This window comes from Bradyrhizobium septentrionale (genome assembly GCF_011516645.4).
Lineage (GTDB): Bacteria > Pseudomonadota > Alphaproteobacteria > Rhizobiales > Xanthobacteraceae > Bradyrhizobium > Bradyrhizobium septentrionale.
On sequence record NZ_CP088285.1, the window covers coordinates 661,648 to 684,576 of the forward strand.

Consider the following 22,929-nt stretch of genomic DNA (forward strand, 5'->3'; position numbering starts at 1 on the left):
GCAACTAAGGTGTCGGCTCGGAAACTCGCCACATCCTTCGAGGAAGTCCACTTCCACAATTAAGCGGTTAGACTGCACAAATTACGCCACAGACGCAGCTTCCGCGCGCGCGTCGGCTTGATGAGCAGGATTCCGGCCTGGTCCATGTACGCAACACTTGCTTACCAATGGGATTAGCCAGTTTCACCCACGCTCTTCAAAAGATTTACACGCGCTGAGCTTGTAAGCGATCGGCTCACGCGGCGACAACAACATCCTACGTTGAAAATCAACTCATTTATCCAAGCTGCGCGAATCGACGCGCGCCCACTCCACCAAACATGAATGCCGCCCATCGGGGCGTGCTCCGCCCATTCATCGCGCGTTGAGAGATTGTCGAGGTTCTATTGTCAGCTTGAGACCACTGTCAGGAAGTTGATACGACACACTCTTAGAAACTTCGCTGCAAAATATCGGCACGCGGTTCGGCCAGAGGCCGCGTGACAAGTTAAAGCTGCGCCGCGTCATGCTCTACGTCGATTAGACCCGCCTTTCCCGCGGCGACGCCGCGACCTTTGACGGTGACTATGGGGAGGAATAAGTGATTTTGCGCATCCATGACCGGTTGCGCGGTGACTTCGCTGGATGGGGGATCGATGGCTGATCGAGGCCGCTCGCTCTGATCGGCGACGGCCTTTTCGAGCGCGGAGAGGAATTGCCGCCCCTCTTCCGTGATTTCCCAGCCAAGAGTATCGCGAAAGACAAACCCGGCCGAGAAGATATTCAGGTCAGGTGCGCGTTCGGCCAGCCGCTTCATGCGATCGGTCCAGTCACGGCCGCTGTTCATCAGGATTTCAACGGCGTGCCTTATGTCGGCAACGGAGGCCCGCCCGGCAGATTGGCCGGCCAGCACTTTCAGGACGGTCAGCTGGAAGGACACTTCCACCTCTCCGGTGGGCCGGGTGTGCAGTTTCCGGTGCAATGGATCAAGCATAGGGGCGCAACGTCAATAACATAGCGCGGTTAACCTCAACTATATTGGCTAACCGCGAGCGCGACGGCCCAGATTTACCTCGCCGCGGGGCGTCAAGGTCAACGCGCGAGCTCGTTTGCCTCGAGACGTGAAAGGCCTCGGGCATCAGCGTAGCTGATATTGCTCTCCGGCCGCAGCGCCACGGGCCAGTATGGGCCTACCTGGCGGACCCAAGCTGTGCGCGCCCCTTCATCAGCCACAGCATCACTATCGATCGGCAGCACAGCCGACGGCATCGTTGCCTGCGCCGATCTTTGCGCGGTGTGCACCTTGACCTACGGGGTACGATGAGCGCCCGGTTCGGACCGTTCTTAGCCCACTGACAAAGGAGTATCTCGCCATGCCCACAACACACCTCGCCGGAAAAGCCTCAATTTCCTGCGGCGCGGGTCGAGCGGCGGTTTTACGAGACTGGACTAAGCTGTTAGTATAGCCTGCTACACATCGTGACGCTCAAAAGGAGAAAGTGGCAGGCAAAAGCGCCGCGCGCCCGCGACAGGCAAACCGAATGCACGCGCAATCGCGAAACGGAATATGCAGATGGCCGATTCCGAGAGCCGGATGGGGAGACGAACGTTGATGACGTCGCCACGGGGCTTCGCCTGCTCGATCCCGACTTCGAGAATCCAGGATATCGACATGGACGGCGTCGTTCGGATTGAACGGCCGGGCGTCGCCCCCAACATCAACCAGGCGTCCGCGCCATACCCGTGAGCCGCCCCGCCCAAACGGCAGGTTATCGTTCCCGCGCCATCGCGATGGATGCGAGCGTGATGGCGGCCAATGCCAGCCGCAATCACGGCAAAGCGCATCGACGTGCGACCGCACCACCTTTGGCAGCACCGTCGATCTACACAGTCAGCGCTCGTCCTCAACGAGGTTGCCGCGGTTCTCAGCCTCTGAACCGGGGATGGGTGAACATTCCAGCAAGTGGCGCCTAGAATGCGCAATTTGCGGCGCGATCACGCCGTACCAAAAGAGGTAGGTATGACATGTTGGAGGGTGTGGTAACCTTCTGAAGGTTGACGATCGGAACTGAGCAGCGAACAACTCAGGTGTTACAAATCCTCTTTTAGGCTAGGAGACGTCGAATGAACGCGAATACAACCGAAGACGAGAAACGCGAACGGCGGCCACGTCCAGAGCCCGGACTGACCGGCGCCGCCGCCGATGGCGTTGGAGAACCTGCAGCAGCGGCATCACGCATTCCATCAATTTTTCCGGAATGGCAAAAATCGATCGAATCGACAAGGCACCTGTACGCCGCGGCATTAAAGGATGGATTAAGTTTGGCTGCTTCCTCTCTGCACGAACAAGCAAGCTTTCTGAGAAATCTTGCCGACTCTAAAACTCCCTCAGAGCTACTGAAGTGCCATCTGGACTTCGCGGAGAAATTCTGGTCGAAGTCGTTCAGCGAAGGCTCGAAAATATTGGATCATCTCAAACCATCGCCATCGTCTGCGGTAAGGCAAGCAACCCACTAAGCTTGAGAAACAAGGCCCCGATCGCACTCTGCTTTATCCGCAGCCGGGCTGCACGTCGCCGACCGGCGACGTTATGGATACTGCATCTCGGCGCGTCCTGAGAAAACCTCCTTCCGCCACCTGGTCGATTTGGAGCTCAGGTGGCACATCGAACGCGAGTGTCACGCAGACGGGTCGGCCGCCAGCATTATGTGCGGGCACGATTGTTGCGGCTTCCATTACCACGCCATGTTATGAATCGCGGCCCGAGAACAATTCCGCCCTTCGCGTGTGCCGTCATGTGCAATGTTACGAGTGTGCCGCCTTCGACACTCGACGAAGGGCTTGCCCCTTGCAATTCACACTCGTACGGGCCGTGGAGAACGAGCTCTCCAGCTGCACAAGACAGGCGAACGCACAAAGCCCTCACTCGGAGATCGATGATATTCATTGAGCAGTCTTGCCGGGTTCTGTAGCGCCGATATTCTTCAGCATTAGGTCGCGCAAGAACGCCGGACCGGGAATTCGGATTTCCTTGCCGTCGCGCAGTCTGCCGATTGCCGCAAGCAGCTTGCGGATATCATAGGTCGAATTGAACACCTCTGGCACACCACGTTCGACGTTGAGGAGCGTGTAGACGGCCTCCATCGCCGTGCGCACTGAGTATTCGGTCGTGAAGACGCAATCGCTCTCCGCCGACTCAGCAAACTGGCCGATGAAGGCAAAATTGATAGCGCCTTTGGGCACGACATTTGGTCGATCACCCGCCTGCCGCGGCATGAAGAGAGAGGTGACGTAGGGCATCATCACCGGCACTGTCTTTGCGGCCATCGCGGCGAGTCCCGGTATGTCCTCGACCGGCACGCCGAGGTGATACAACCATTCCTGCGTGATTTCCTCGCCCGTGCAATCTTGCATCGGCTTGTTCACGTAGTCGCCAGGCTTGTCGACGAAAAGTGAGTAGACCCAGACGACGATCTGATTACTGGGCTGGTACTTGAAATGCGGTTGACGGTTTACAGTCCAACTGAGCAGCCAGTTCGAATCCTTCGCCGTGACGATCCCTCCCGTGACGACCTTGCCGCTGAACGGATCGCGTTTGGCGATCTTGCGGATATAGGCTGGAATGCGCGCATCTAGAGTCGTGATCGTCGCCGATTGCCATTTGGTTGCAGGAATATTGCCGCCGAAGACATCCGGGCGGCCGAACGCCGCGTCCTTGGCCGCAATACGCCGCCACAGATCCCAAGCAGGCGCCGGGCCTTCGTCGAGCCTGGAGGGCGTGTGATGGTCTGCCTGGTCCGAGTTTTCGGTGAGCGACCCGATCGTCATGAAGACAAGATCGTCGGCGCCAAGGCCGATGCCGCCGGCGACGCCGTCCTCCAGCCAGTGGATAGCCGTGGCCTGCTTGCATCCGGCCTTTATGTCGAAATCGACATCGGTGACTTCGACGTCGTAGCGGAAGTTGACGCCCTGCTCCAACAGCCATTTGCACAACGGTAGAACCAGCGATTCATACTGATTGTACCTGGTAAACTTCAGCGCGCTGAAATCCGGTAGGCCCCCGATATGATGGATGAACCTATGCAGATAAAGCTTCATCTCCAGGGCGGAATGCCACTCCGCAAAGGCGAACATCGTCCGCCAATAGAGCCAAAAATTGCTGCAGAAAAACTCTTTCCCGAACACTTCGTCGATACGCCTGTTCTCCATCTCCTCACGGGAGGCAAGAAAGACGGCGATCAATTCCTTCTCCGCCTTTTCGCTCAGAGTGAAAAGGCCGTCGGTGCGCGCGTCCTGTCCCTGGTTCACCGTCGCCCGTTGCAGCGAGTAGTTCGGATCATCCTTGTTCAACCAGTAGAATTCGTCGAGCACGCTGGCACCTTCAGTTTCCAGCGAAGGGATCGACCGGAACAAGTCCCATAGGCACTCGAAATGATCCTCCATCTCGCGGCCTCCCCGGACCACGAAGCCCCTTCCTAGGTCTTGGTTACCGTCGAGAGCCCCACCGGGTATCTTCAGCCGTTCGAGGATGGTGATCCGGTCGCCACGCATATGGCCATCGCGGATCAGGAAGGCCGCACCGGAAAGCGCCGCCAGGCCCGCACCGACGAACCACGCAGTCTTGTTGTCCACACCTTCGGGTTTGCGAGGGCGGGCAAAAGCTTCGTAATTTCCGCTACCGTAGTACATCGCAACATTCTATCCGACTAGATTGGACATTCAGTCAGGCTAATCAAAAGAGGTTCTCGGGCGCCAGGCATTTGCGTGGGACGCCGACCGTCAGACCTCCATCGATGACGACCTCCGAACCGGTAAGGTAGCTGGACTCGTCGCTGAGGAGGAACAAGACGACCTGCGATACTTCCTGCGGCTCGGCTGCCCGCCCGAGTGGAACGGGGAAAAGGGAGGACTCGAAGCTCTCGGTCATCGGGGTGGCAATGAAGCCGGGATGGATCGAGTTGATGCGGACTCCCGAGGCCGCGGCTTCCAGTGCAGCGGACTTGGTTATGCCCCGCACGCCGAACTTCGAAGCGACATAGGCGTGGAGTCCGGCACTGCCCCGCAGCCCCTCGACGGACGAGACGTTGACGATCGAACCTCCGCCCGCGCGCCGGATGGCCGGTAGGGCTGCCTGCATTCCGAGGAATACGCCGGTTAGATTGACGGCAAGGGTCTTGTTCCACTGATCGAGCGAGAACTGCTCAATAGGGGCTATGTTGGCGATCGCGGCGTTGTTGACCAGCCCGTGGAGCGCGCCGAAGCGACCCTCGGCGCTTGCGACCGCCTCGGCCCACTGCTTCGGCTGGGTAACGTCCTGAGGCACATAGATGGTCGAATTGCCAAGTTGAGCCGCGAGAGCCTCTCCTTCTGTATGAAGAATATCAGTGATCACGACCCTGGCCCCCTCAGCCACCAGCAGGCGCGCATTAGCTGCCCCCATTCCGCGAGCCCCGCCGGTCACCAGAATGACCTTGTCGTTCACACGTCCCATAGTCGTTGGCTCGTTCCGTTGATCAATGGCGGTGCAGCGTCTTCCAGGCGACGAAGAGGACGCGAGGGTCATCCGTTATGACGCGCGAAGTGTCGAGAATGTGCGGAATGCTCTGTGTGAATCGCGGGTGCCTTCTTATCGACACGTCAATGCTAAGCGGACCAACCATTGATGCGCTGTTGGCGACGGACAGAAGTTAGCGGCGACGTGACGCAGGTGCCTGCCCGTGTCCTGCACAGGCACTGTCCCTCGTCGATATCACGCGCCGCTAACCTCAAGTGGCCAGCCACGGCCTCAAGTTGCGATGGTGGCCATGTCCAGGGGAGGGCGCCCCTGGGCATATCGAGGGTCTGCATTCTTCGTGCCAAAAAATGGTCCACAGTTCGCATTGTTTTGTGTGGGTTTTGTTCTCTTTCCGACTTGCGAACGTCGTGATGTTTGCACCCAGCCCTATTTACAGCGGCTTCATGTCGATCGTGGCGCCCCCGCAAGCATCGGCAGCGCAGGCAGTTTTGCTGCCAGTTTCGACACGATGAAAGACCTGGATTAACCGTCATCGGCGCTGCGTGGCGCCGTTGCATCCCTGCACGTCTGATCTCGCTCAGCTGTGTCCGGTCGATGACATGCATGTGGGGAACTGCAATCGAGGCGCAAACAGCTGTTCGGGGACCGCGGGTTGAAAGCGCAGCGTTTTGTCTCTGTTCAGGCGGAATGCCGGTACGATGGCTTGGCACGCTGGTTGCTGACGCATGTATGGCTCGGCTGCTCATATGCTCGCGCAACCCCCATGAGACAGCAAAGCCTCTTCGAAGCGCAAACTAGCGCGGGTGGCCCCTCCAGCCGCCCGCGCGCTTTTCCGCAGGCCGCCCGTGGAGATTATGCCATGAAAAGGCTTTGGAGAACGCCATAGAGGCGCTGAGGAGATGGTCTGAAGGCTAACTCGCAACCGGCATCGTACTTGCCGCGCTGGCAAAGCTTGAAGCGAGTAGGCCAACACCGAGGCTGCGTCCAGAACGGAAGCTCTCTGCCATCACGCGGATGCGCGCGTCAAAGCTACGCCCAGCAATCTCGGTCGACGGTCCCGCTGTCAATTTCCGGAAATCAAGCGGGTCGAAGTGTTAGAAGAGCGCGAGATCACCGCTTATCACGAGGCGGCGCATGCGGTGATTTCGCGCACTCGACACCGCGCCGCTCCCGGCGCCCCTAGCGATCGATGATCCCGGCAAGGATGGCTTTGACGCGCACGGAGACGGCCATGTAATTTTGTGCGGCTTTGATGGACTTGAGCCTTCCCGGATCTTTCTGTGCGATGTTGGGATCAGATAGGAGGCGCTGCAGCCGGACGCGGCGCCATGCCTGCACACGGCGGAGGCGCGGCAGGATCGCAGGCCGTGCGAAAGCGTCGATCCGCTCAAACCTGGTCGCCACGGCCTGTTCCCTCCAGGTCGCATGACCTTGCCCCCAAGTTTTATCCAGTCCTGAGTTCGCCCCGGCTGTTGGATTTGCCCGGTTGGGCGGTGGCAGCGGCGGGAGCTGGCGCGGAGCCCTCGGCATAGCGCAGCGCCAGCTCCCGCCGCAGGTGGCAGGTGAAGGCGAACTCGGACGGCGTCTTCCATCCGAGCTGCGAGTGTGGTCGTGCCTCGTTGTAATCGACCCGCCAGCATCCGAGCGCGACACGGGCCTGGGCCAACGACATGAACAGCGTCTCGTTCAACAGTTCATCGCGCAGCCGGCCGTTGAAGCTTTCAATGAAGGCATTCTGCATGGGCTTGCCCGGCGCGATGTAGTGCCATGCCACGCGGCTCTGATCAGCCCATGTCAGGATGGCGTTGCCGGTGAGCTCGCTGCCGTTGTCGCTGACCACCATCTTCGGCTTGCCGCGCTCAATCATCAGCCGGTCCAGCTCCCGCGCCACCCGGGTGCCCGAGAGCGAGGTGTCGGCCACCAGCGCCAGGCACTCGCGGGTGCAGTCGTCGACCACGGTGAGGATACGGAAGCGGCGACCATCGGTGAGCTGATCCGATACGAAGTCGAGCGACCAGCGGTCGTTCGGCGCCATCGGCACCGTCATCGGCGCCCGGGTCCCGATCGCCCGCCTGCGGCCGCCACGGCGACGCACCGCAAGCTTCTCTTCCCGGTAGAGCCGGAACAGCTTCTTGTGGTTGATCACATAGCCCTCCCGCTTGAGCAGAACGTGGAGGCGCCGATGGCCAAAGCGGCGGCGCTCGTGGGCGATCGCCGATTTGGCACTCGTGCGTTCCGAACAAAGCACGCAGCGCTTCTACAGCATGTCCGCGCAAATCCGGAAGGAGCGCAAAGCCTACTACGACATCCTTGAGCGAACCCGACGTGGCACGCTCGACATCACCAATTGGCTCGACTGGTTTCTCGGTTGCCTGGGTCGGGCTTTCGACGGCGCTGAGACGATCATCGGTAGCGTCTTGCAGAAGGCAGCGTTCTGGGAAAGCATGCCACGAGCGGCCTCAGCGATCGCCAGCAACTGATGCTAAATCGGCTGCTCGACGGACTTCCAGGGAAAGCTCACTTCGTCGAAGTAGGAAAAATTGCCAAGCTCTCGCAACCTACCGCAACGCGCGACATTAATGACTTGATCAAGCGGCATTCAAAAGACGCCGCAGGCGGTCGCAGCACCAGTTACTCCCTTGGACTTAGCGATGCAGATCAAACTGATCAGCCTACTTAGCCGCGCCTGGGTCGCGGCCAATCACCACCCTCATCGCCGGCTTCGATCACGTCGAGCATTCTTCAAGATTGATGCACGATCGAGGCTTACCTAAGCTGTAAGAACAGCCTTGGTATCGAAGGGGATTTTCATGTGATACATTTCGCGTGCAAGCTCAGTCTTCAAGGAAGTGCCCGGGCCGTAGGGAATATAGGCAATGCCATCAAGGTCGGATGGCTTCTCCACCGTCGACTTCATAAGCGCAGCCACATTGGCTGCCCCAAACTTCCCGATAACGAAGCCGAGTTCGAACACGACATTCTGCCGCGCCCGCGATCGAAGGCCTGCTTCCGTATCCACAATACCGCTCGCGACCAACGATCCAAGGCCTGTTTGACAGTATACAGTTGCGGCGTACCCATCTGATGCTCTGCTAGAATCGCCCGCAAGGGACATATGCAAAAGGAAAGCGCCCCGCCCTTTCGGACGGGGCGCTACGGCGGCGCGGACTTGGGGTCAAGGCCAGATCTGGCCGCCGAATCGTTGCTTCGGCTATCATACCGTAGCCAGGCTCCCTGCGGGCGCGAGATGTTATTTTGATGCTGATTAGGCGATGCTGAACAGATTTTCGCGGTGGCCGCATCCGGGGGCCATAGCCCACCCAAGTGCATCGGCCGGATCAAGATCTACCTCTTGGACAACGGATCCGGCCCTAATCAACACGTCGTTCGCCGAGCGTCAGAACCTTACCAAGCGCATATCCACCCCGCCTGACGCGTCCCTAAGAAGTTGAAAACCATTGTCACGCATTCTGGCCATTTTTGTTCTAAAATTTTTCGCCGGACTGATAAGAGGCTTGTCGCTACCGCGGCGACGGCTTCTGGCTTGGCCGGGAGGATGCGCTGACGGGGATCGACAAGCGGACCGTCCGGGGTTGCGCCGCGTGTGCAAGAAGCAGGCAGGAAGCCAGACAATCTCAAACTGAGGCACAGGCGCTTGCCGAATTTTCCCGGAATCAGCCTTGGCGACGCCTCGCACTAATACGGCGCTAGTTTTCATCCAGAGATAATTTTCAGCTTTGGTGCACCTCTTCGACAACTGGGCGCTGCAAACAACAAACTTGTCCAGCTGGCCAGACGTTTGGATTAAATGCCAGGGAGTGAATAGCCGACTAGGAGCCAGACATCGCTTGCTCGAGCGACCGGCTATCAAGACTTCTCGGAAGAAAAACACCACGGATAAGGCGCTGGTTGATTACGGCAATCTGAGTGTGGGTGCGGCTATAGAATCGAGCGCCGCGAAACGCGGGATCTCCCCCTCGAACAACCCGCGCACTGTATCAAATCGAGGTAACGTTTTTCAGCGACGGCATCTGCGACCATGTGATGAAGGTGAGTAATCACCGCACACTCGAGAAACCTGAGTACTTTGTCGCGTTTTGGTAGTCGGCGACCATCCTTGTTTGAAGGAAGCTTCGACTTAGCTTGGCGCCGAACGCGCCGCAGGTCTGAGTAGGCGATGCTTAGGTACTCAAGATTTTCACGCAAAGTGAGATCTAAACATTCGCCCAAGTCTATGATCGCCCCGATAACGAACGGTTCAGAGTAGCCTCGGTCTTTAGCCCACTCCCATGCCCGAACCGGATCGCCTTCCCAAAAATACACGCCGGGACCGAGCCAATCAATATGCCTTTTCGCTGGGCGTAAAGTCCTCGCCGCTGAGCACGCGCAGACCGACTTGTCGCTCGCATCCGTGGAAACCATCGCCAGCGATGTCGCAGAACGACTCATTTACGACGGAGGGCACGAACCTTCTTTAACGTCCGACCGCCGTATTCCTTCGTCAATCCGCCGCGAGAGTTGTTAATACCCTCTTTGATCAAGACCTGCAGCGCACCCGCGCCCGACGCTTCGCGACCTCTTTGAGAGCGGCCAAAAGTTCTACATTCATTGGATCGAATCCTCTCCGGCCTAAGTCGAACATATAAGGAACATCGGGAGTTGCCAAGCGGCAATTCCCCTGATTGCGGGGATCGCAACAGGCCGCGCCACCTCCTCACTTTCACCGTCAGGTGCCTTCAATGAATGGTTGCTATGTGTTAATCGATCGCCCTATGAGTGCAGTCAATTTGGCGATTGAGCGCGAAGATTGGTTGGGTGCCGTTTGGCGTTGGCGCCCTCACCAACGTCGATGGTGATGGGCCGAGGGAGCAAGTCTACGGCGGTCCGGACAAAGCTTTCTTCGAGCCATGCGTAGGCGAAGGCATACCCCTCCGCACGACCGGAGATCTACCGGGAAGGCGGCTGCCGCCGGGAACTCGAGCAGCTTCTGCTCAACCGCAAGGAAAAACTATGTGGACCTTCTCCTGATTTTCCTTAGCAGCCGTCGATAGCGGTGAATGTTGCTGCGGTGCGCACGGATAGGCCAGATCTTCGTCTCGTCGTCTCTCCTGACGGTCGTCACGGTCGTTTTCGGTGTTGCGAAAGCGGGGAAAGAGATCCCCGGCGCAAAAAAAATATTCGGACGCGATTGGCTGTCAAAATGCCTCTCGTCGCATCTGCAAGTCCTTCGGAAAGGCGGCGCACGGCGACGCGCTGTGCCCGACGGCTGCAATTTTTTTTGCGCTCCCCTCTTGAAACAGCCTCTTGCTTTTCTACGTCATTTTTCGCCGCGAGAGCGGTGCGCCGGGCGCCTTTAACGGGTCCGGCACGGGCGCCGGGTTGGGTCTTCGGATCTGTCCGAAACCCCTGTCCTGCGCTCCTTCGTATCCATCTTGCTCTCTGGAGGACTTGGTTATGAGGACCACGTTTGACTTCGTGCCCCTATGGCGCTCCACCATCGGCTTCGACGACCTGGCCGGCCTCGTCGAAGGCACGCTGCGCCAGGCGACCGAGGACCACTACCCACCCTACAACATCGAACGCTTCGGCGAAGACCGTTACCGGATCTCGCTCGCCGTCGCCGGCTTCGGCGCCGGCGACGTCACCGTAACGGCCGAGCAGAACGCGCTTACCATCGAGGGCAGCAAGCTCGAGAAGGCGACCGGCGAATATCTGTATCAGGGCATCGCCGCCCGTCCATTTCGGCGGGTGTTCAATCTCGCCGACTACGTCCAGGTGAAGGAGGCTTCCTTCCGAGACGGTTTGCTGATCGTCGACTTGGTCAGCGAGGTGCCGGAGGCCATGAAGCCGCGCCGGATCCAGATCGGAAGCGGTGGATCTCCGTCGCAGATCGAGCAGAAGAAGGCGGCCTGACGCCCGGTCGAGGGGCGACGGCGGAGTGCGGCGCGCGCCAGCGCCGCCGCGCTCCCTTCCCTCATGCAACGAAGGAGAAAGCCATGGCAATCCGTGATCTCATTCCCTGGTCGAGGAACCAGGAGCTCGCGTCCACGCGCGGCAACTACGATCCGTTCATGACGCTGCATCGCGAGATGAACCGTCTGTTCGACGACGTCTTCCGCGGCACAGGTTTATCACCGCTCATGGAAGGGCAATTCGGCTGGCCGAAGATCGAACTGAGCGAGACCGACAAGGCGCTGACGATCTCAGCCGAGCTTCCCGGCATGACGGAGAAAGGACGTCCAGATCGAAATCGCGAACGGCGTGCTGACCGTCCGCGGCGAGAAGAAGAGCGAGCGCAAGGACGAAGGCAAATACTTCACCGAGCGCCACGACGGCTCGTTCCAGCGGCAGATCGCGCTCGATGACGTCGACGAGGACAAGGCCGAGGCGTCGTTCAAGAACGGCGTCTTGACCATCTCGCTGCCGAAATCCGAGAACTCGCGGGCGGACGTCAAGCGCATCGCGATCAACGCGCAGTAAAGACCATCGTGGGCGGCGGTCGCCGCCGCCCCGAACTCACTGAAAACCAGTCCCGAGGAAAGGAGCGTGTAAGGGAGTCAACCGATGACCAACGCCAACACGAACACCGGCAATCTCAATCCCCCGTTTCATCCAGCCGCGCACTATGCGTCTGCGGGGGATGTCCTGAACGACAACGGGCTCTCGGTACCGGAGAAGCGGATCATCCTGTCATCATGGGCGTCGGACATCTACGCCGTCGAATCCTGCCCCGCCCTGCGCGAGATCCCCGGCATGGGCCACACCATCGGGCTCGCAGATATCGTGGCCGCGTTGCGCAAGCTCGACGGCGACGATGACGATCCGCCGCGCCCCGGCGGCCTCGCGATGCGGCTGCGGCGGCCTTGGGCCGCCGCCTTGCGGAGGTCAGCATGATGCTCACGCAGGCTGTCGTGACGATGGTTCTGCTGGGGCATGCTTCGCGACGTGGGGCCGTTCCGTTCATTGCTTTCATGAGCGAGTCGAGAGACCAGCCCGCGTAGCGAGCGTAGACGACACTGTGGCGCTATTCGCGCGCCCGACGCAGGGCGGCATCGAGTTTTTTGTTCTGCTTCTCCCAGCGAGCCTTCTCGTCTTCGGCTCGTCTCTCGAATGCCGCACGCCGCTTTCAATGGCCCTCGCCTTAGCTTCATGCTCACCTTTTGCCCGATCGAACGCCACCTGCGCCTTCGCGACCCCTTGTCCCGCAGCTCACGGTCTCTTGCTCTTGCGGTTTCTTCACGGCGGCGCTCGGCCTGCTGTCGTGAATGCTCCCTCTCGAATTCCGATGCGGGCCTTCCGGGCGGCCTTTTCGCTGATCTTGGGCTTCGGACGGCGCTTTGGGCGTCCGCGACCGTCGTTGTCGCCGGAGTAGGTCGGCAGGCCGGACTGTTTGGCGAGGTGCCCGTTCGATCCCGCGGGCCGCCTGAGGACAACGCCCTGCTTTGCCATGGTCAAGACCGTGTCGGGGGCCGTTACCGTGGCAACGCCTTCGGGAAAGAGGTTGCTGCCCGCTCCGCCGGGCTTCAGCGCCGCCCTCATCGAGGGCGCTCGCGATCGCAAGATCGTGGAAGCCCAGCGAGGTCTGAGACGTCTTGAGCTTCACACACCCACACATTCCCTAGCGCCGGCGCGCGACCCAAACCCCGAGCAGGAACGCGACGAGGAGCGACTGCAATGGGGACTTCACGGTCACCTTGCGCAACTGCTCGGCCCAGCGCATCGCGCTGTCGGACGAGTGCGAATGCAGCGGGCTTCGGTTCGCTCGCGGCTCCGTCTGGTTAATCGGCCTGGCCACAAAACTCTGCTCGATGTCACCCTCCTCGTCCGTCAGCCCGGAGGCTTCCGTCATAGCCGAAGCTTCCTTCATATCCACGCGCCTCTCCCATGGAGCGTCTTGTGCGGGCCGTAGCCTTTCGGCGCGTCCTTCCACTGCAGGCCGTTGCGGATGACATAAACGATGCCGCTCACGACGCGCCGGTCGTCAACTCTCGGCACGCCAAGCGCCAACGGAAAACACAGCGATATGCGCGCCATCTGGCGCTCGCTCAGCAAAAACAAATCACCCATCAAAGCCTCCGAATCCGAGACCTTGAATCACGCATCAATCAAAATTAATAGGTCCTGAGCCTAGTCAAGGGCCAACGCGCCCCGATCACGTCAGCCGGCTTCGCCTCAAACAAGAAACAAAAATGGGATAAAGCCGGCGTGAACGGACGCATTCACGACCTGCGCCACACGACCGGCATGCGGACGCTGCGCGCGACCGGCAATCTGCGCATTGTGTATGAACTGCTCGGCCATTCCACCATTGCCATCACGTCCGAATTCTACACCGACGCGACCGTCGACGACGTCCGCGCGGCAATGGAGCGCACGGCCGAGGCGCAGCAGCGCCGGCGCGAGCAGCTCGAGGAGTAGCAGGCGCCCAAGGCAATCGAAAACAAGGGCGACGACGAATGAGCCTCGCGCTGCGGCCGACCGAAATCCCGTCCTCAAGGACGGTCAGCAGATCGGCCGCATTTGCTACGCCAGCGAGCGTACACCTGGCGTCTGGCTTTGGCATGTCCCGGTTCATGTTACCGGCGGCCCGCGGGTCAGCAGCGCGGAGATCCGCGAGCCCGCCCATGCGCGGGGCGATTTTATGCGAGTACCTTGGCAGGATGATTTCCCGAAGTGCTAGTCAACCGCATGGGAGTCGAGTACGGCCCCCTGCCTGCCGGACCATCCCCTCCTACTGGCCCGCCAAGCGCAAGCGGGACGATTTCCCCATCCCGCGGCTGAAGGGTGCCGCGCAAATTCGGATCGCTCGGCTGCGGCGACAGGACGTACAGGAAGGCACTGGCGATCAGGGCAAAGACCGTCGACCCGATCGCGACGCGCGCGTCGCGGACAGTTTAGGCACTTTGCGGCGGCTCACGCCTTGATCAGCGCCGGCCAGGATGCCTGATATACAAACGATAGGCCTCGCATCGACCTTGTTCGCGGCCAGCGCAGTAACCGAGCCGATAGGACGCGCGCCCGATCAAGAAGCAGGAGAACTCCCACAGCGAGGACAAAAGAAGAATGCATGGAAATTGTAGTCCCAAGATTGCAGCGTCAAACCTAACAATCTTATAGCGGGCGAGATCCCGCTGCCTACCCTATAGGTCGGTAGTTGTCGCAAGCGCGAGCAACAGTATCAGGTATCAGCAGATGTAAGCGCGCGAGGTTTCGGGCGAAATGTAATCGCAGGGAACTGGAGATTTGCATGCGGCGCGACACGGCCGGCTCTCCCCGGAGAGTTCGGCACTATGGAGTCGTGCTATAGTGAAGAGCTGGCTATGCGGACAGTTAGCGCTTGGTTGATCGCGGGACCCATTGCGCTCGGCGCAATCGCCGCCTTGGCCATGATAATATCGTTTGGCAACGAGAATACGTAAAAAGCGGGCTTCCTCATCATCGGTGCCACTTCTGGCGATCATCACGAGCGTTCTCACCAAAGTTAGGAAGCGACAGGCGCAGGTTAGAGATCTTGCTCAAGCTCTGTATGCGGAGCTCACCCACCTAGTTCTGTCCGAAAATCGCTGCCCGAGCAGGTGCCGAGGAACTAGGATACACCCCTGAGGGCCGAGGGTATGTCGGCCCGACGGTCCTACTTCTTCCTCGCCGACGGAAATGAACCGTCCGGGCCGAACCACGGCCAGGCGCAGGCGATGCCTTCGCCGTCTCTCGCTGAAACGGTCGCGGACTGGCTGAGGGCAATCCGAAGGAGGACGCGCGGAGGTGGTGACCGCTTGGCAGAGCTTTGCTAAAGAGCCGGGCGCCCAGCAATGCGGCGCATCCTCCGCAGGCTGTAGGAGACCGTCAACTCTGGCAATGAAGGGTTCAGCAAGCGGTGGCCAATGATCTGCGGCAGGCGGCGAAAACACGCCAACCGCGCGCGCCAGCGCTGGCGTTCATGCAGGCTAACCTCGATCCCGGCGCTAGGTTTTTGTCGACGAGACCTGGATTAGAACCAACATGAGCCTGCTGCGGGTAGCGCGCCGGGCCAAAAGTCGACTGACCATGCTATCAGAACTTCACGTTGAAGATGGCATTGAATCCGTTCTGGGTGACGCCTGAGCCGAACTGGCCCTGGTAGGCGATGCCAAGGGTGCTTTCGCGGGAAAGCTGGAAGTTCAGACCGGATTCGACGAGTGTCACGTCCTTGCCAATGGATACGCCCGAAGCCACAAAAGCGCTGGAACCGGCAGCAAAGCTAGCTGTCGACAGCGGAATGCGGTCACCAACGGCATGACGCCAGCCAACATCAGCTCGCGCAGTCGTGGCGATGTCGCCAAGTTGAAGACGGGTGGTCCCATAGACGCCAAGGGTGGAGAGCGTCGTTTGCATCGTGTCGGCGTGAATATCAAGCGCCGCCCCGTTCAATCCCCTCTCGCTAAAAGCATTCGTCGCGACCCGAACATGGGCAAGATTGGCATAGGGATCGATCACCGACCAGTTGCCGAGATGGACCTTGTAGCCCAATTCTCCAAAACTCTGGAAAGTGCCCGCATCGTAATCCGAGATCAAGTTGTCGTTGAACCCCGGGAACGCAACGTTGCGGCTCATCTCAAGATCGTGCCATGTATAGGCAATGCCTGAGCGGAAGGCGATGGCTCCTTCTGGCACGCTCCACTCGGTGCCGGCATAGGTCCCGAAAGTGTAGTTATCGCTGCGGCCTGATGACGAAGAGGAGCCGACGTTGAAAGTGGAGCGGCTATAGCCTGCAAGAACACCGAACCGCCAGTCGTCAGATACCGACGCGTCGATCCCGGTCATGAAGCCGCCAATGCCGGATCTGGTGCTTGCGGCATTGCGATCACCCGATTGGCTTGTCCATCCGCCAAAAGCAGAACTCCAGGCTGCATAGCGCTGCAAGTCATAGGATGGCAGGTCAGAAGAAGTCGGGCCGGCGCCACGCTGAGTAAGCGAGTGATCCTTGCCATAGACCGGACAGGGTTGCGTGTTGCGCGACAGTTGCGTCGTACACTTCGTGATTGCCGGTAAGCAACGCGACGCCGCCGGACAACTGCAGCGACAGGTTGAACGGCAGTTATCTGCTCAATACCGATGGCCGCTTCACCAATAGCGGGGCTGTCGCGCCGCTCATCGATGGTCGTGACAACAACATAACGGCGAATGGGGGCTATCTGCAAACGTCCACCGGGCGCTTGCAGGTCGCAGTGAACGATACTGGTGCGTTCAGCCGCCTCGTGGTGCACGGAAGTGCGGCGCTCGACGGTACCCTCTCGATCGTGAACGAGCCTTTTAGACTTGTTGCTTTCAGCCAATGATTCGATGAGACGCTGAAATCATTGCCATACCAGCCAGCGATGGCAGAGCCAGATTTGCCGCCTCGCATCTGCTGAGGACCATAACCCATCACCCCCATCGGCGAGGATGGCGCGCCTCCAAAGGCCTGTTCGAGACGGTCATACACTGCAGAACGCGCATAGAAGCTGTCGTTGACACGCCTGCCCTTCTCCGACGCATAGATGGACGGCGAAAGCTGACGCAGCGCAGATGTCACCCCCGTGCCGTCGGGCGCGGAGAAGTCGAGTGCCGCGATCAGCGAGTGCAGTCCCGCCGCAGCATTGCCAGCTACCCGATCGAGCGCCGCGCCGACCGGGCGGCCCCATAACGCGAATAGGCATCGCTTGGGCGCGAGAGTGTCAACGCGTAGGTGTTGTCGCCCTGAGCTGTCGCGCTCGCCATTAAAGTCGGCGATTGCAGCGATGTCGTCACCTGTTGCGTCCAATGATGTTACCTTCATAACGGGTTGCAAAGCTTGCGTCCGGCTGTCCCGTTGAGTGACCATTCGCGTCAGGCGTCATACCGAACGTCAATTTGGTCAGGCGCGGCGAACCCTTCTCGTCAAGTTGGGCGTAATCAGACAGGATGTCCCCTGACAGCGTTGCGCCACCCATCACGTTGATCTCGCCCACATAACCACTGTTCGACATGTACATCGCCGCGTAACTGCCAGCCAGGCGCCCGGTCAGATCGAACGTGTTGACGAGCGGACCGTCGATTTCGTTCAGCATCGGGGCCGGGTTATTGCCAATCGTGCGAATATACCCACGATATTCACGGTGATTGCCCATCGCATTGTTGCCAAAGTCGAAGCTTGCTGCGATGCCATGCTCGCCGAGCGCCTGCACGTCGCGCTAATCAGACTCTGACCGTTGCCGTAGATAGAGTAACCGAACAACTTGCGCCGATCGATGGTATAGCCGATATCCTGCAACGCGGCCAACTCCGCCTCCATGAAAGATCTGTAATTCCGGTATCGCTGGTGGCTCATTAAGCTGTTCTTGAGCTCGCTATGCGAGACGAAGGCTGCATCCGGCGACCCGTCCTCATGCATCGCCTACACGGGAATACCGGGCATGGCGCCGGCCAGCACTTCACTCATATGCTTCCCGGCGAAATAGCCCTGATCGCGGCGCAGGTCGAAAACGTTGTCAGCTCGCGGGTTGGCGCAGCCGGAGCAATAGATCGCCTGTCCCGGCTTGGCTTGTTTGCCATTGTCATCGTGCAAATGGTCCGTCCAGGCATTTATCGCTTCGGGGAAATGCGGCGATGCTTCGTAGCCGTCAATAGTACTGGCGATTCCCATCTGATGGGCGATCTCATGAATCATAACGGGTGCGAGACCTATCGTTGGCGTCATCGGTAATTGCGAAGGGATGTATGCTTCGGCTGAAAACCCCATCTGTCCGATCGCAACCATGCCATGCGCCCCGTAGGTCAGCGAGCCGGGATCCTGCCTCGTGAGTGCCGCCTGCACCTTGTTCCCGCCATCGGTTGACGATTGGATAGAGGCCCATGCGTTGTCAATGGCAATCCTGGCGACGTTGACGATGGCCGGCGATTGACCCGGTATGACCTTAATGATTTCAGCCCAATACTGAATCGCAGCCAGTGAATGATCTATTTCCCATTGCGGCAAATTCCGCAGTGCGCGCTGCTCGTCACCTGGGCCACAACAAAAAGGGCCATCTCCGACACCGAATATCCGCGCCCGTATGAATGGCACGCCGTTCGAATCGGTGACATCGTAGGTTTCAACAGCCCCGCTGGGCGAACCGAGCAACGCGTGAACCGCAAGCACGATGGTCGTCATTGTCTTCGTTTTCATACTACACATTCTATTCTAGGCTTTTGATTGCAGGCGTGCTTTGCCATCGAGCTTCGAGCGCGTGTGCACAGCAGATGCGTGAGCGGAGCGCGACCGCTATTGGTTACGGAGGCCGCACGCCTTTGCGGCCATAACCTGACGGCAGCGTCGCAATATGAAAGGAAGGCTATAATCCTAGGACGACATTGATGAATCCAATCCACCCACAGAGGCGCGTCGTCGCCATCGCTGATGCCTTTGACTTCCACTTTTCGGGGCTCAACTCTGGCGCATCACGCTTGTCATTTGCGGCCAGCTGAGCTGCGGCTCGCCATGACCGGATATCACCGCCTGATGCCTGCGGCGGCCGGCGCGATGTCGGCCGTTTTCAAGGTGCCATCAACAATGCAAGCTCCCATTACGTTTGATCGCACGAAGATCTTATTCTGCAGGGAACAATCTCGACAAAGCATGCAGCTTCACGCAACTACCACGCGGTGGAGCAAAAAGCCGGGCCAATCGCCTGACACTTCCGCGCACGCGCAGCCAGCTGAACGCAGCATGCACGCATGGCGGCCCTTCTGTGTGAAAGCAGGCCTTCTGTTCGGTGACTGCCAATGTTGTCGCAAACTCGCCATCGCGCAGGACCACAACGACTGCCCGCGCCCGATGGCTGCAGCGGTTTCCTTTATTCATTTTTGCGGGCGATTGCCGCGATCAGTGCAAGGCTTGAATCGGGCTGCACGAAGCAGGCATTTTTATTGCACGCGTTACGATGGGCTTCGTCGTGACATGCTTCATCTACATCTGGGAAATCGGCGCGCGGCCTGGCCGCCTCAAGATAGACGGCGTGTAGGTTAGATGGAGAGCAACGCGCGCGACCTGGCTGGCCGAAGTCTTCGGCCAGATCGCGACCGAGATGGATCGGGGATGGCCAGTCAATTCACTCCGGAGCATCGAAAGCCGATTCTCGTTGCGCCGGACGAAAGCCTGACCGGCAGCGCCGTGTTGGGCGCAACGATCGGCAATATTCTCGAATTTTACGACTTCGGGACCTATAGCTTTTTCGCAATCCAGATCGGTCAGGCGTTCTTCCCGGCGAGCGACCCGTTTGCCAGCCTCATGCTGTCGCTCGCGACGTTTGGCGCGGGTTTTGTAACCAGACCGATCGGGGCCATCGTGCTCGGCTCGTACTCGGATCGGGTCGGGCGCCGGCCCGCGATGAATGCCAGCTTTGCCATGATGAGCGCCGCGATCCTCGCGTTAGCTGTTACGCCATCGTACGAGACGATAGGAATTGGCGCTCCGTTACTGGCCATTTTCGCACGTTTGGTGCAGGGCTTCGCTCTGGGAGGTGAGGTCGGTCCGACTACTGCCTATTTGATGGAAGCGGCCCCGGCCGAAGCCCGGGGTCTTGCTGTCTCGTTTCAGCCTGCCAGCCAACAGATAGCTGCAACCGCCGGAGCGCTGGTTGGAGAAATACTCTCCCTCGCGATGACAAGTGAGGCACTGGACGCGTACGGTTGGCGGATCGCGTTCTTGCTCGGCGCCGCCACGCTGCCGTTCGGACTTTGGCTGCGGAGCGCCCTGCCGGAGACATTACACCGCCCGGAAGCTTCGGCTCCCGTCGTCGAGAGTGCGAAGAGATTGCGTGCCGTCCGCCGCATGATGAGCTTGGGACTCGTCATTTTGGCCAGCTGCACAATTTTTACCTACATCACGGAATACATGACCACCTATGCGCTGAATACCTTGCAAGTTTCTGCGCCTCTCGCCTTCGCCACCACGCTCGTCAGCAATGCAGTAGGAATTGGCGCCGCACTGCTGGGCGGTTGGCTCGCGGATCGTGCCGGACGCCGGCACATCATGATATGGCCGCAGGTCACCGCGCTGCTGATGACCTATCCGGTGTTCTGGTGGATCGTAGAGAGCCGCAGTGCCATCGCACTTCTCGGAGGCCTCGGCGCGCTCACCTTCATCGGAACGGTCCCGTATAGCGCCTTCTATGTGAGCATGGCCGAAGGTTTGCCCAAGAACATCCGCGGCGGCGCCTTCGCGACGATTTACGCTTTTGCGATAGCGATCTTCGGTGGCACAGCTCAACCCATCGTCACCTGGTTGATCCACGTTAGGTGATGCGGTAAAGAGGGCGCAAAAGGCGTTGATTGAGCGATATTATCTTCCTCTCGGAACAGATGACGGCATCTTCGGACCTGTGACCCGAAAGGCGGTCAGAAGTTATCAAACTGATCGATCCGTAGGGCATGACTGGGCGTTCTCGTTTCCCCTAAAAGTTGACGGCATCGTGGGGCCGGCGACTTGGTTCAGGCTAACGCCAGAGACGGTCAAGAAGGGCTCAAAGGGCAGCGGTGTGAGGCTCCTCCAGGAGATACTCAAACACTATGCGGACCCTCAGCTTGATCCTGGGGCCGTAGACGGCGATTTTGGCCCGCACACTGAGGCTGCGGTGAAGGTATTCCAGGCATCTCACGTTGATTTCGATGGTACCCCGTTGAAGGCTGACGGAATTGTCGGCCCCAAGACGTGGGCCGCCCTCTGGAGTTGATCGAGCGCGTTTTAACTTCGACATGAAGCAAAGGGAGTTCAAAAGCGTCACAACGACCAGCGCGCGCGAACAGCGTTAGGATCAAAGAGCCCCTTTTGGGATGAGGGTAAGGTCCTCGGGCCCCGCCCTCGCCCCGATAAAAAGCTGAACGTCCATGACCAACGAAGTGTCGGCGTAGCTTGCTGAGATCCTGGGTAGCTTAGTCAATTCTAATCCAACTGCGGCTCCGAAACGGTTTCACACGCGCCCGCTACGCGGTTCGTGCCCACCAAGTCGCCCGAGCAACAGAGTTGCAGTATCCGCGTCTTGTTGCGGGGGTAGATGAAATGCGCAATCAGGGGCGCTCAGCGCCTGATTTTCGTGGTCGGCCCACCGCGAGCGGCGATCGCCTGTTCATGTCCATCGCCTGTTCATGTCCCCGGGGTGCGCCAATCAGGCGTAAAACTCTAAGTACCTGGCCCCAAAGTCGGGATCCATGTCAGATGCCCAATGCGGCACCTGCACCAGAGATTTAGTTGCGGCTGTTCTACGCCAGCGCTTGGCCGGCCGTCCAATCCATGACGGCCGGCACAAGCCTTAACTATAGATGAACTGGTTTCTCTCAGGGGGCCTGGCCAGCCCTGCCCCCTGAGGTATGCTAGCGCTCCATCTCGCCCATAAGGATTTCATCTGGAGCGTATCGTGGATTGGAAATGAGAGTCCGCATTTCCGCATTCTTGTCCTCGTCCGTAAACCGGAATCCCTTCTTGTAGAAAAATTCTGAAGCTCCCTCATCTTGAGAGAGAAGGGATAGCGTGGAAAGGCCCGCGGACTCCCTAATGTGATCGGCGACTGCGATCATAGCCGTCCCGACCCCCTTGTACCTCGACCGGCCGACATTCTCTATGGTGAGAATTCGCAAATTGTCGCGCCCCGGCGCCACGGTCATACTTCCCACCTTATTGCGTTCATTGGCATCAGAAAACAAAGAAACGCTTTGGGCGTTGCCAATATTGCTACTTACTCTGTGTAGCCTGACTGACTCACCTGTCCTCTTGTCAACAGCGAAAGAGGCTGGCCCTTCAGCAGCTAAAGCGGCCGTAAAAGCAGTTGTATCTGCGCCAGAAGTGCCGGCCAACGCATCGCGCTGCTGGTCCACACTTTGCCCGTAGGCATTGTTGTAATTGGTTCTCATCGCAACGAGTTGTTATGTAGACAAGCTGACAAAAAGCTGACAAAGTCGACATTTCTTGCCAATGTGCCGGCGTCGCCTGACACGCTCGCTTTGCGTCGTCCAAAGCAGTACTCAGCGCTCTAGCGTGACCTGATCTCGAGCGCTGGCTGACGAACAAGCCACGCCTGGCCTGCCTTGTCGAACATTCGGCGCCGGCCGGCCTTGATCTGCTGCGCGAATGCGGCATAGGCCGCAATGTCTCCGAACCGGACCGGCATGAACGTAAATCTCACAGAGGCGCGATTGCCGAACCGCGCCGCGACGAGCAGCGCAGTATCTTGGTAGACCTTCGGCTCGACCTTCATTTTCATCCGGCTGATCTCGATCTTGCGCGCGTAAGGGACCGGGTTGGAGATATTGATCTGGTCGCCGCGACGGAATGCCGAAACGTCGCTGACGACATGACCATTTAGAAAAACCGTGTGGCTATCCCGGTAGAGACCGGGATGCGGATCTCCGACCGAGCCCGACCGGCGATCGCTCTCGCAACGTCTCGAGCGCGAAATCGACGATGT

Annotated in this window: 20 protein-coding genes and 3 pseudogenes; 9 read left to right on the top strand and 14 right to left on the bottom strand. The window is 59.3% G+C overall.

Annotated features, from left to right (window positions below):
* Positions 1 to 487: 487 nt before the first annotated feature.
* Positions 488 to 919, bottom strand: a complete 432-nt coding sequence (locus tag HAP48_RS05065; protein WP_166214517.1) for a hypothetical protein — start codon at positions 917 to 919, stop codon at positions 488 to 490.
* A 530-nt stretch (positions 920 to 1,449) separates the two neighbouring features.
* Positions 1,450 to 1,824: a hypothetical protein gene (locus HAP48_RS05070; protein WP_029084429.1), complete on the bottom strand. Its 375-nt coding sequence runs from the start codon at positions 1,822 to 1,824 to the stop codon at positions 1,450 to 1,452.
* Between the two features lie 279 nt (positions 1,825 to 2,103).
* On the opposite strand from HAP48_RS05070, the gene HAP48_RS05075 reads away from it, so the two are divergent.
* Positions 2,104 to 2,496, top strand: a complete 393-nt coding sequence (locus HAP48_RS05075) for a hypothetical protein (RefSeq protein ID WP_084518698.1) — start codon at positions 2,104 to 2,106, stop codon at positions 2,494 to 2,496.
* A 426-nt stretch (positions 2,497 to 2,922) separates the two neighbouring features.
* On the opposite strand, the gene HAP48_RS05080 is transcribed toward HAP48_RS05075, so the two are convergent.
* The 4 genes and pseudogenes from HAP48_RS05080 to HAP48_RS05095 all read right to left on the bottom strand — a co-directional run.
* Positions 2,923 to 4,668: an oleate hydratase gene (locus tag HAP48_RS05080; RefSeq protein ID WP_166214516.1), complete on the bottom strand. Its 1,746-nt coding sequence runs from the start codon at positions 4,666 to 4,668 to the stop codon at positions 2,923 to 2,925.
* A gap of 43 nt (positions 4,669 to 4,711) precedes the next feature.
* On the bottom strand, positions 4,712 to 5,470 hold the full coding sequence (locus HAP48_RS05085; protein WP_166214515.1) for a glucose 1-dehydrogenase: 759 nt from the start codon (positions 5,468 to 5,470) through the stop codon (positions 4,712 to 4,714).
* A gap of 1,203 nt (positions 5,471 to 6,673) precedes the next feature.
* Positions 6,674 to 6,898, bottom strand: a complete 225-nt coding sequence (locus tag HAP48_RS05090) for a hypothetical protein (protein ID WP_029085191.1) — start codon at positions 6,896 to 6,898, stop codon at positions 6,674 to 6,676.
* 40 nt (positions 6,899 to 6,938) lie between these two features.
* A pseudogene (locus tag HAP48_RS05095) lies at positions 6,939 to 7,706 on the bottom strand (IS3 family transposase); the annotation flags it as partial.
* A gap of 7 nt (positions 7,707 to 7,713) precedes the next feature.
* Between HAP48_RS05095 and HAP48_RS05100 the strand changes: the two are divergent.
* Positions 7,714 to 7,974 (top strand): Fic family protein, encoded by a 261-nt coding sequence (locus HAP48_RS05100; RefSeq protein ID WP_224497169.1) that lies wholly within the window; start codon positions 7,714 to 7,716, stop codon positions 7,972 to 7,974.
* 290 nt (positions 7,975 to 8,264) lie between these two features.
* On the opposite strand, the gene HAP48_RS49905 is transcribed toward HAP48_RS05100, so the two are convergent.
* Positions 8,265 to 8,609, bottom strand: a complete 345-nt coding sequence (locus HAP48_RS49905; RefSeq protein WP_084518648.1) for a TIR domain-containing protein — start codon at positions 8,607 to 8,609, stop codon at positions 8,265 to 8,267.
* 2,339 nt (positions 8,610 to 10,948) lie between these two features.
* On the opposite strand from HAP48_RS49905, the gene HAP48_RS05110 reads away from it, so the two are divergent.
* The 3 genes and pseudogenes from HAP48_RS05110 (at position 10,949) to HAP48_RS05120 (ending at position 12,388) form a co-directional block, all read left to right on the top strand.
* Positions 10,949 to 11,407, top strand: a complete 459-nt coding sequence (locus tag HAP48_RS05110) for an Hsp20 family protein (RefSeq protein WP_166214514.1) — start codon at positions 10,949 to 10,951, stop codon at positions 11,405 to 11,407.
* Between the two features lie 83 nt (positions 11,408 to 11,490).
* Positions 11,491 to 11,974 (top strand): annotated as a pseudogene (locus tag HAP48_RS05115) (Hsp20/alpha crystallin family protein).
* A gap of 84 nt (positions 11,975 to 12,058) precedes the next feature.
* The gene (locus tag HAP48_RS05120) at positions 12,059 to 12,388 is read left to right on the top strand and encodes a hypothetical protein (protein ID WP_029083950.1); all 330 of its coding nucleotides are present in this window, start codon (positions 12,059 to 12,061) and stop codon (positions 12,386 to 12,388) included.
* A gap of 724 nt (positions 12,389 to 13,112) precedes the next feature.
* On the opposite strand, the gene HAP48_RS05130 is transcribed toward HAP48_RS05120, so the two are convergent.
* Positions 13,113 to 13,361 (bottom strand): hypothetical protein, encoded by a 249-nt coding sequence (locus HAP48_RS05130; RefSeq protein ID WP_210293180.1) that lies wholly within the window; start codon positions 13,359 to 13,361, stop codon positions 13,113 to 13,115.
* A gap of 11 nt (positions 13,362 to 13,372) precedes the next feature.
* Positions 13,373 to 13,561 (bottom strand): annotated as a pseudogene (locus HAP48_RS05135) (transposase); the annotation flags it as partial.
* A gap of 84 nt (positions 13,562 to 13,645) precedes the next feature.
* Between HAP48_RS05135 and HAP48_RS05140 the strand changes: the two are divergent.
* Positions 13,646 to 13,912 (top strand): tyrosine-type recombinase/integrase, encoded by a 267-nt coding sequence (locus tag HAP48_RS05140; RefSeq protein WP_224497137.1) that lies wholly within the window; start codon positions 13,646 to 13,648, stop codon positions 13,910 to 13,912.
* 1,632 nt (positions 13,913 to 15,544) lie between these two features.
* Here HAP48_RS05140 and HAP48_RS05145 read toward each other — a convergent pair.
* Entirely contained in the window at positions 15,545 to 16,393 is an 849-nt protein-coding gene (locus HAP48_RS05145) for an autotransporter outer membrane beta-barrel domain-containing protein (protein WP_224496913.1), read from the bottom strand.
* Positions 16,394 to 16,557: 164 nt separating this feature from the next.
* On the opposite strand from HAP48_RS05145, the gene HAP48_RS05150 reads away from it, so the two are divergent.
* Positions 16,558 to 16,809, top strand: coding sequence for a hypothetical protein (locus HAP48_RS05150; protein ID WP_176539522.1), 252 nt, complete (start codon positions 16,558 to 16,560; stop codon positions 16,807 to 16,809).
* Between the two features lie 447 nt (positions 16,810 to 17,256).
* Here HAP48_RS05150 and HAP48_RS05155 read toward each other — a convergent pair whose 3' ends face one another.
* Together HAP48_RS05155 and HAP48_RS05160 are read right to left on the bottom strand one after the other, a co-directional pair.
* A complete protein-coding gene (locus tag HAP48_RS05155) occupies positions 17,257 to 17,676 on the bottom strand; it encodes a hypothetical protein (RefSeq protein ID WP_029083946.1) in 420 nt (139 codons plus the stop codon).
* A gap of 209 nt (positions 17,677 to 17,885) precedes the next feature.
* Positions 17,886 to 18,641: a hypothetical protein gene (locus HAP48_RS05160; protein WP_225024707.1), complete on the bottom strand. Its 756-nt coding sequence runs from the start codon at positions 18,639 to 18,641 to the stop codon at positions 17,886 to 17,888.
* A gap of 924 nt (positions 18,642 to 19,565) precedes the next feature.
* Between HAP48_RS05160 and HAP48_RS05165 the strand changes: the two genes are divergently transcribed.
* Entirely contained in the window at positions 19,566 to 20,771 is a 1,206-nt protein-coding gene (locus HAP48_RS05165) for an MFS transporter (protein ID WP_166214513.1), read from the top strand.
* Between the two features lie 25 nt (positions 20,772 to 20,796).
* Positions 20,797 to 21,201 carry a peptidoglycan-binding domain-containing protein gene (locus tag HAP48_RS05170; RefSeq protein WP_166216884.1) on the top strand — a complete coding sequence of 135 codons (405 nt, stop codon included), beginning with the start codon at positions 20,797 to 20,799 and terminating at the stop codon, positions 21,199 to 21,201.
* Positions 21,202 to 21,838: 637 nt separating this feature from the next.
* Here HAP48_RS05170 and HAP48_RS05175 read toward each other — a convergent pair.
* Complete coding sequence (locus tag HAP48_RS05175; RefSeq protein ID WP_029085180.1) at positions 21,839 to 22,375, bottom strand: GNAT family N-acetyltransferase; 537 nt, start codon at positions 22,373 to 22,375, stop codon at positions 21,839 to 21,841.
* Between the two features lie 119 nt (positions 22,376 to 22,494).
* Positions 22,495 to 22,725 carry a hypothetical protein gene (locus HAP48_RS05180; protein ID WP_224496914.1) on the bottom strand — a complete coding sequence of 77 codons (231 nt, stop codon included), beginning with the start codon at positions 22,723 to 22,725 and terminating at the stop codon, positions 22,495 to 22,497.
* Between the last annotated feature and the right edge of the window lie 204 nt (positions 22,726 to 22,929).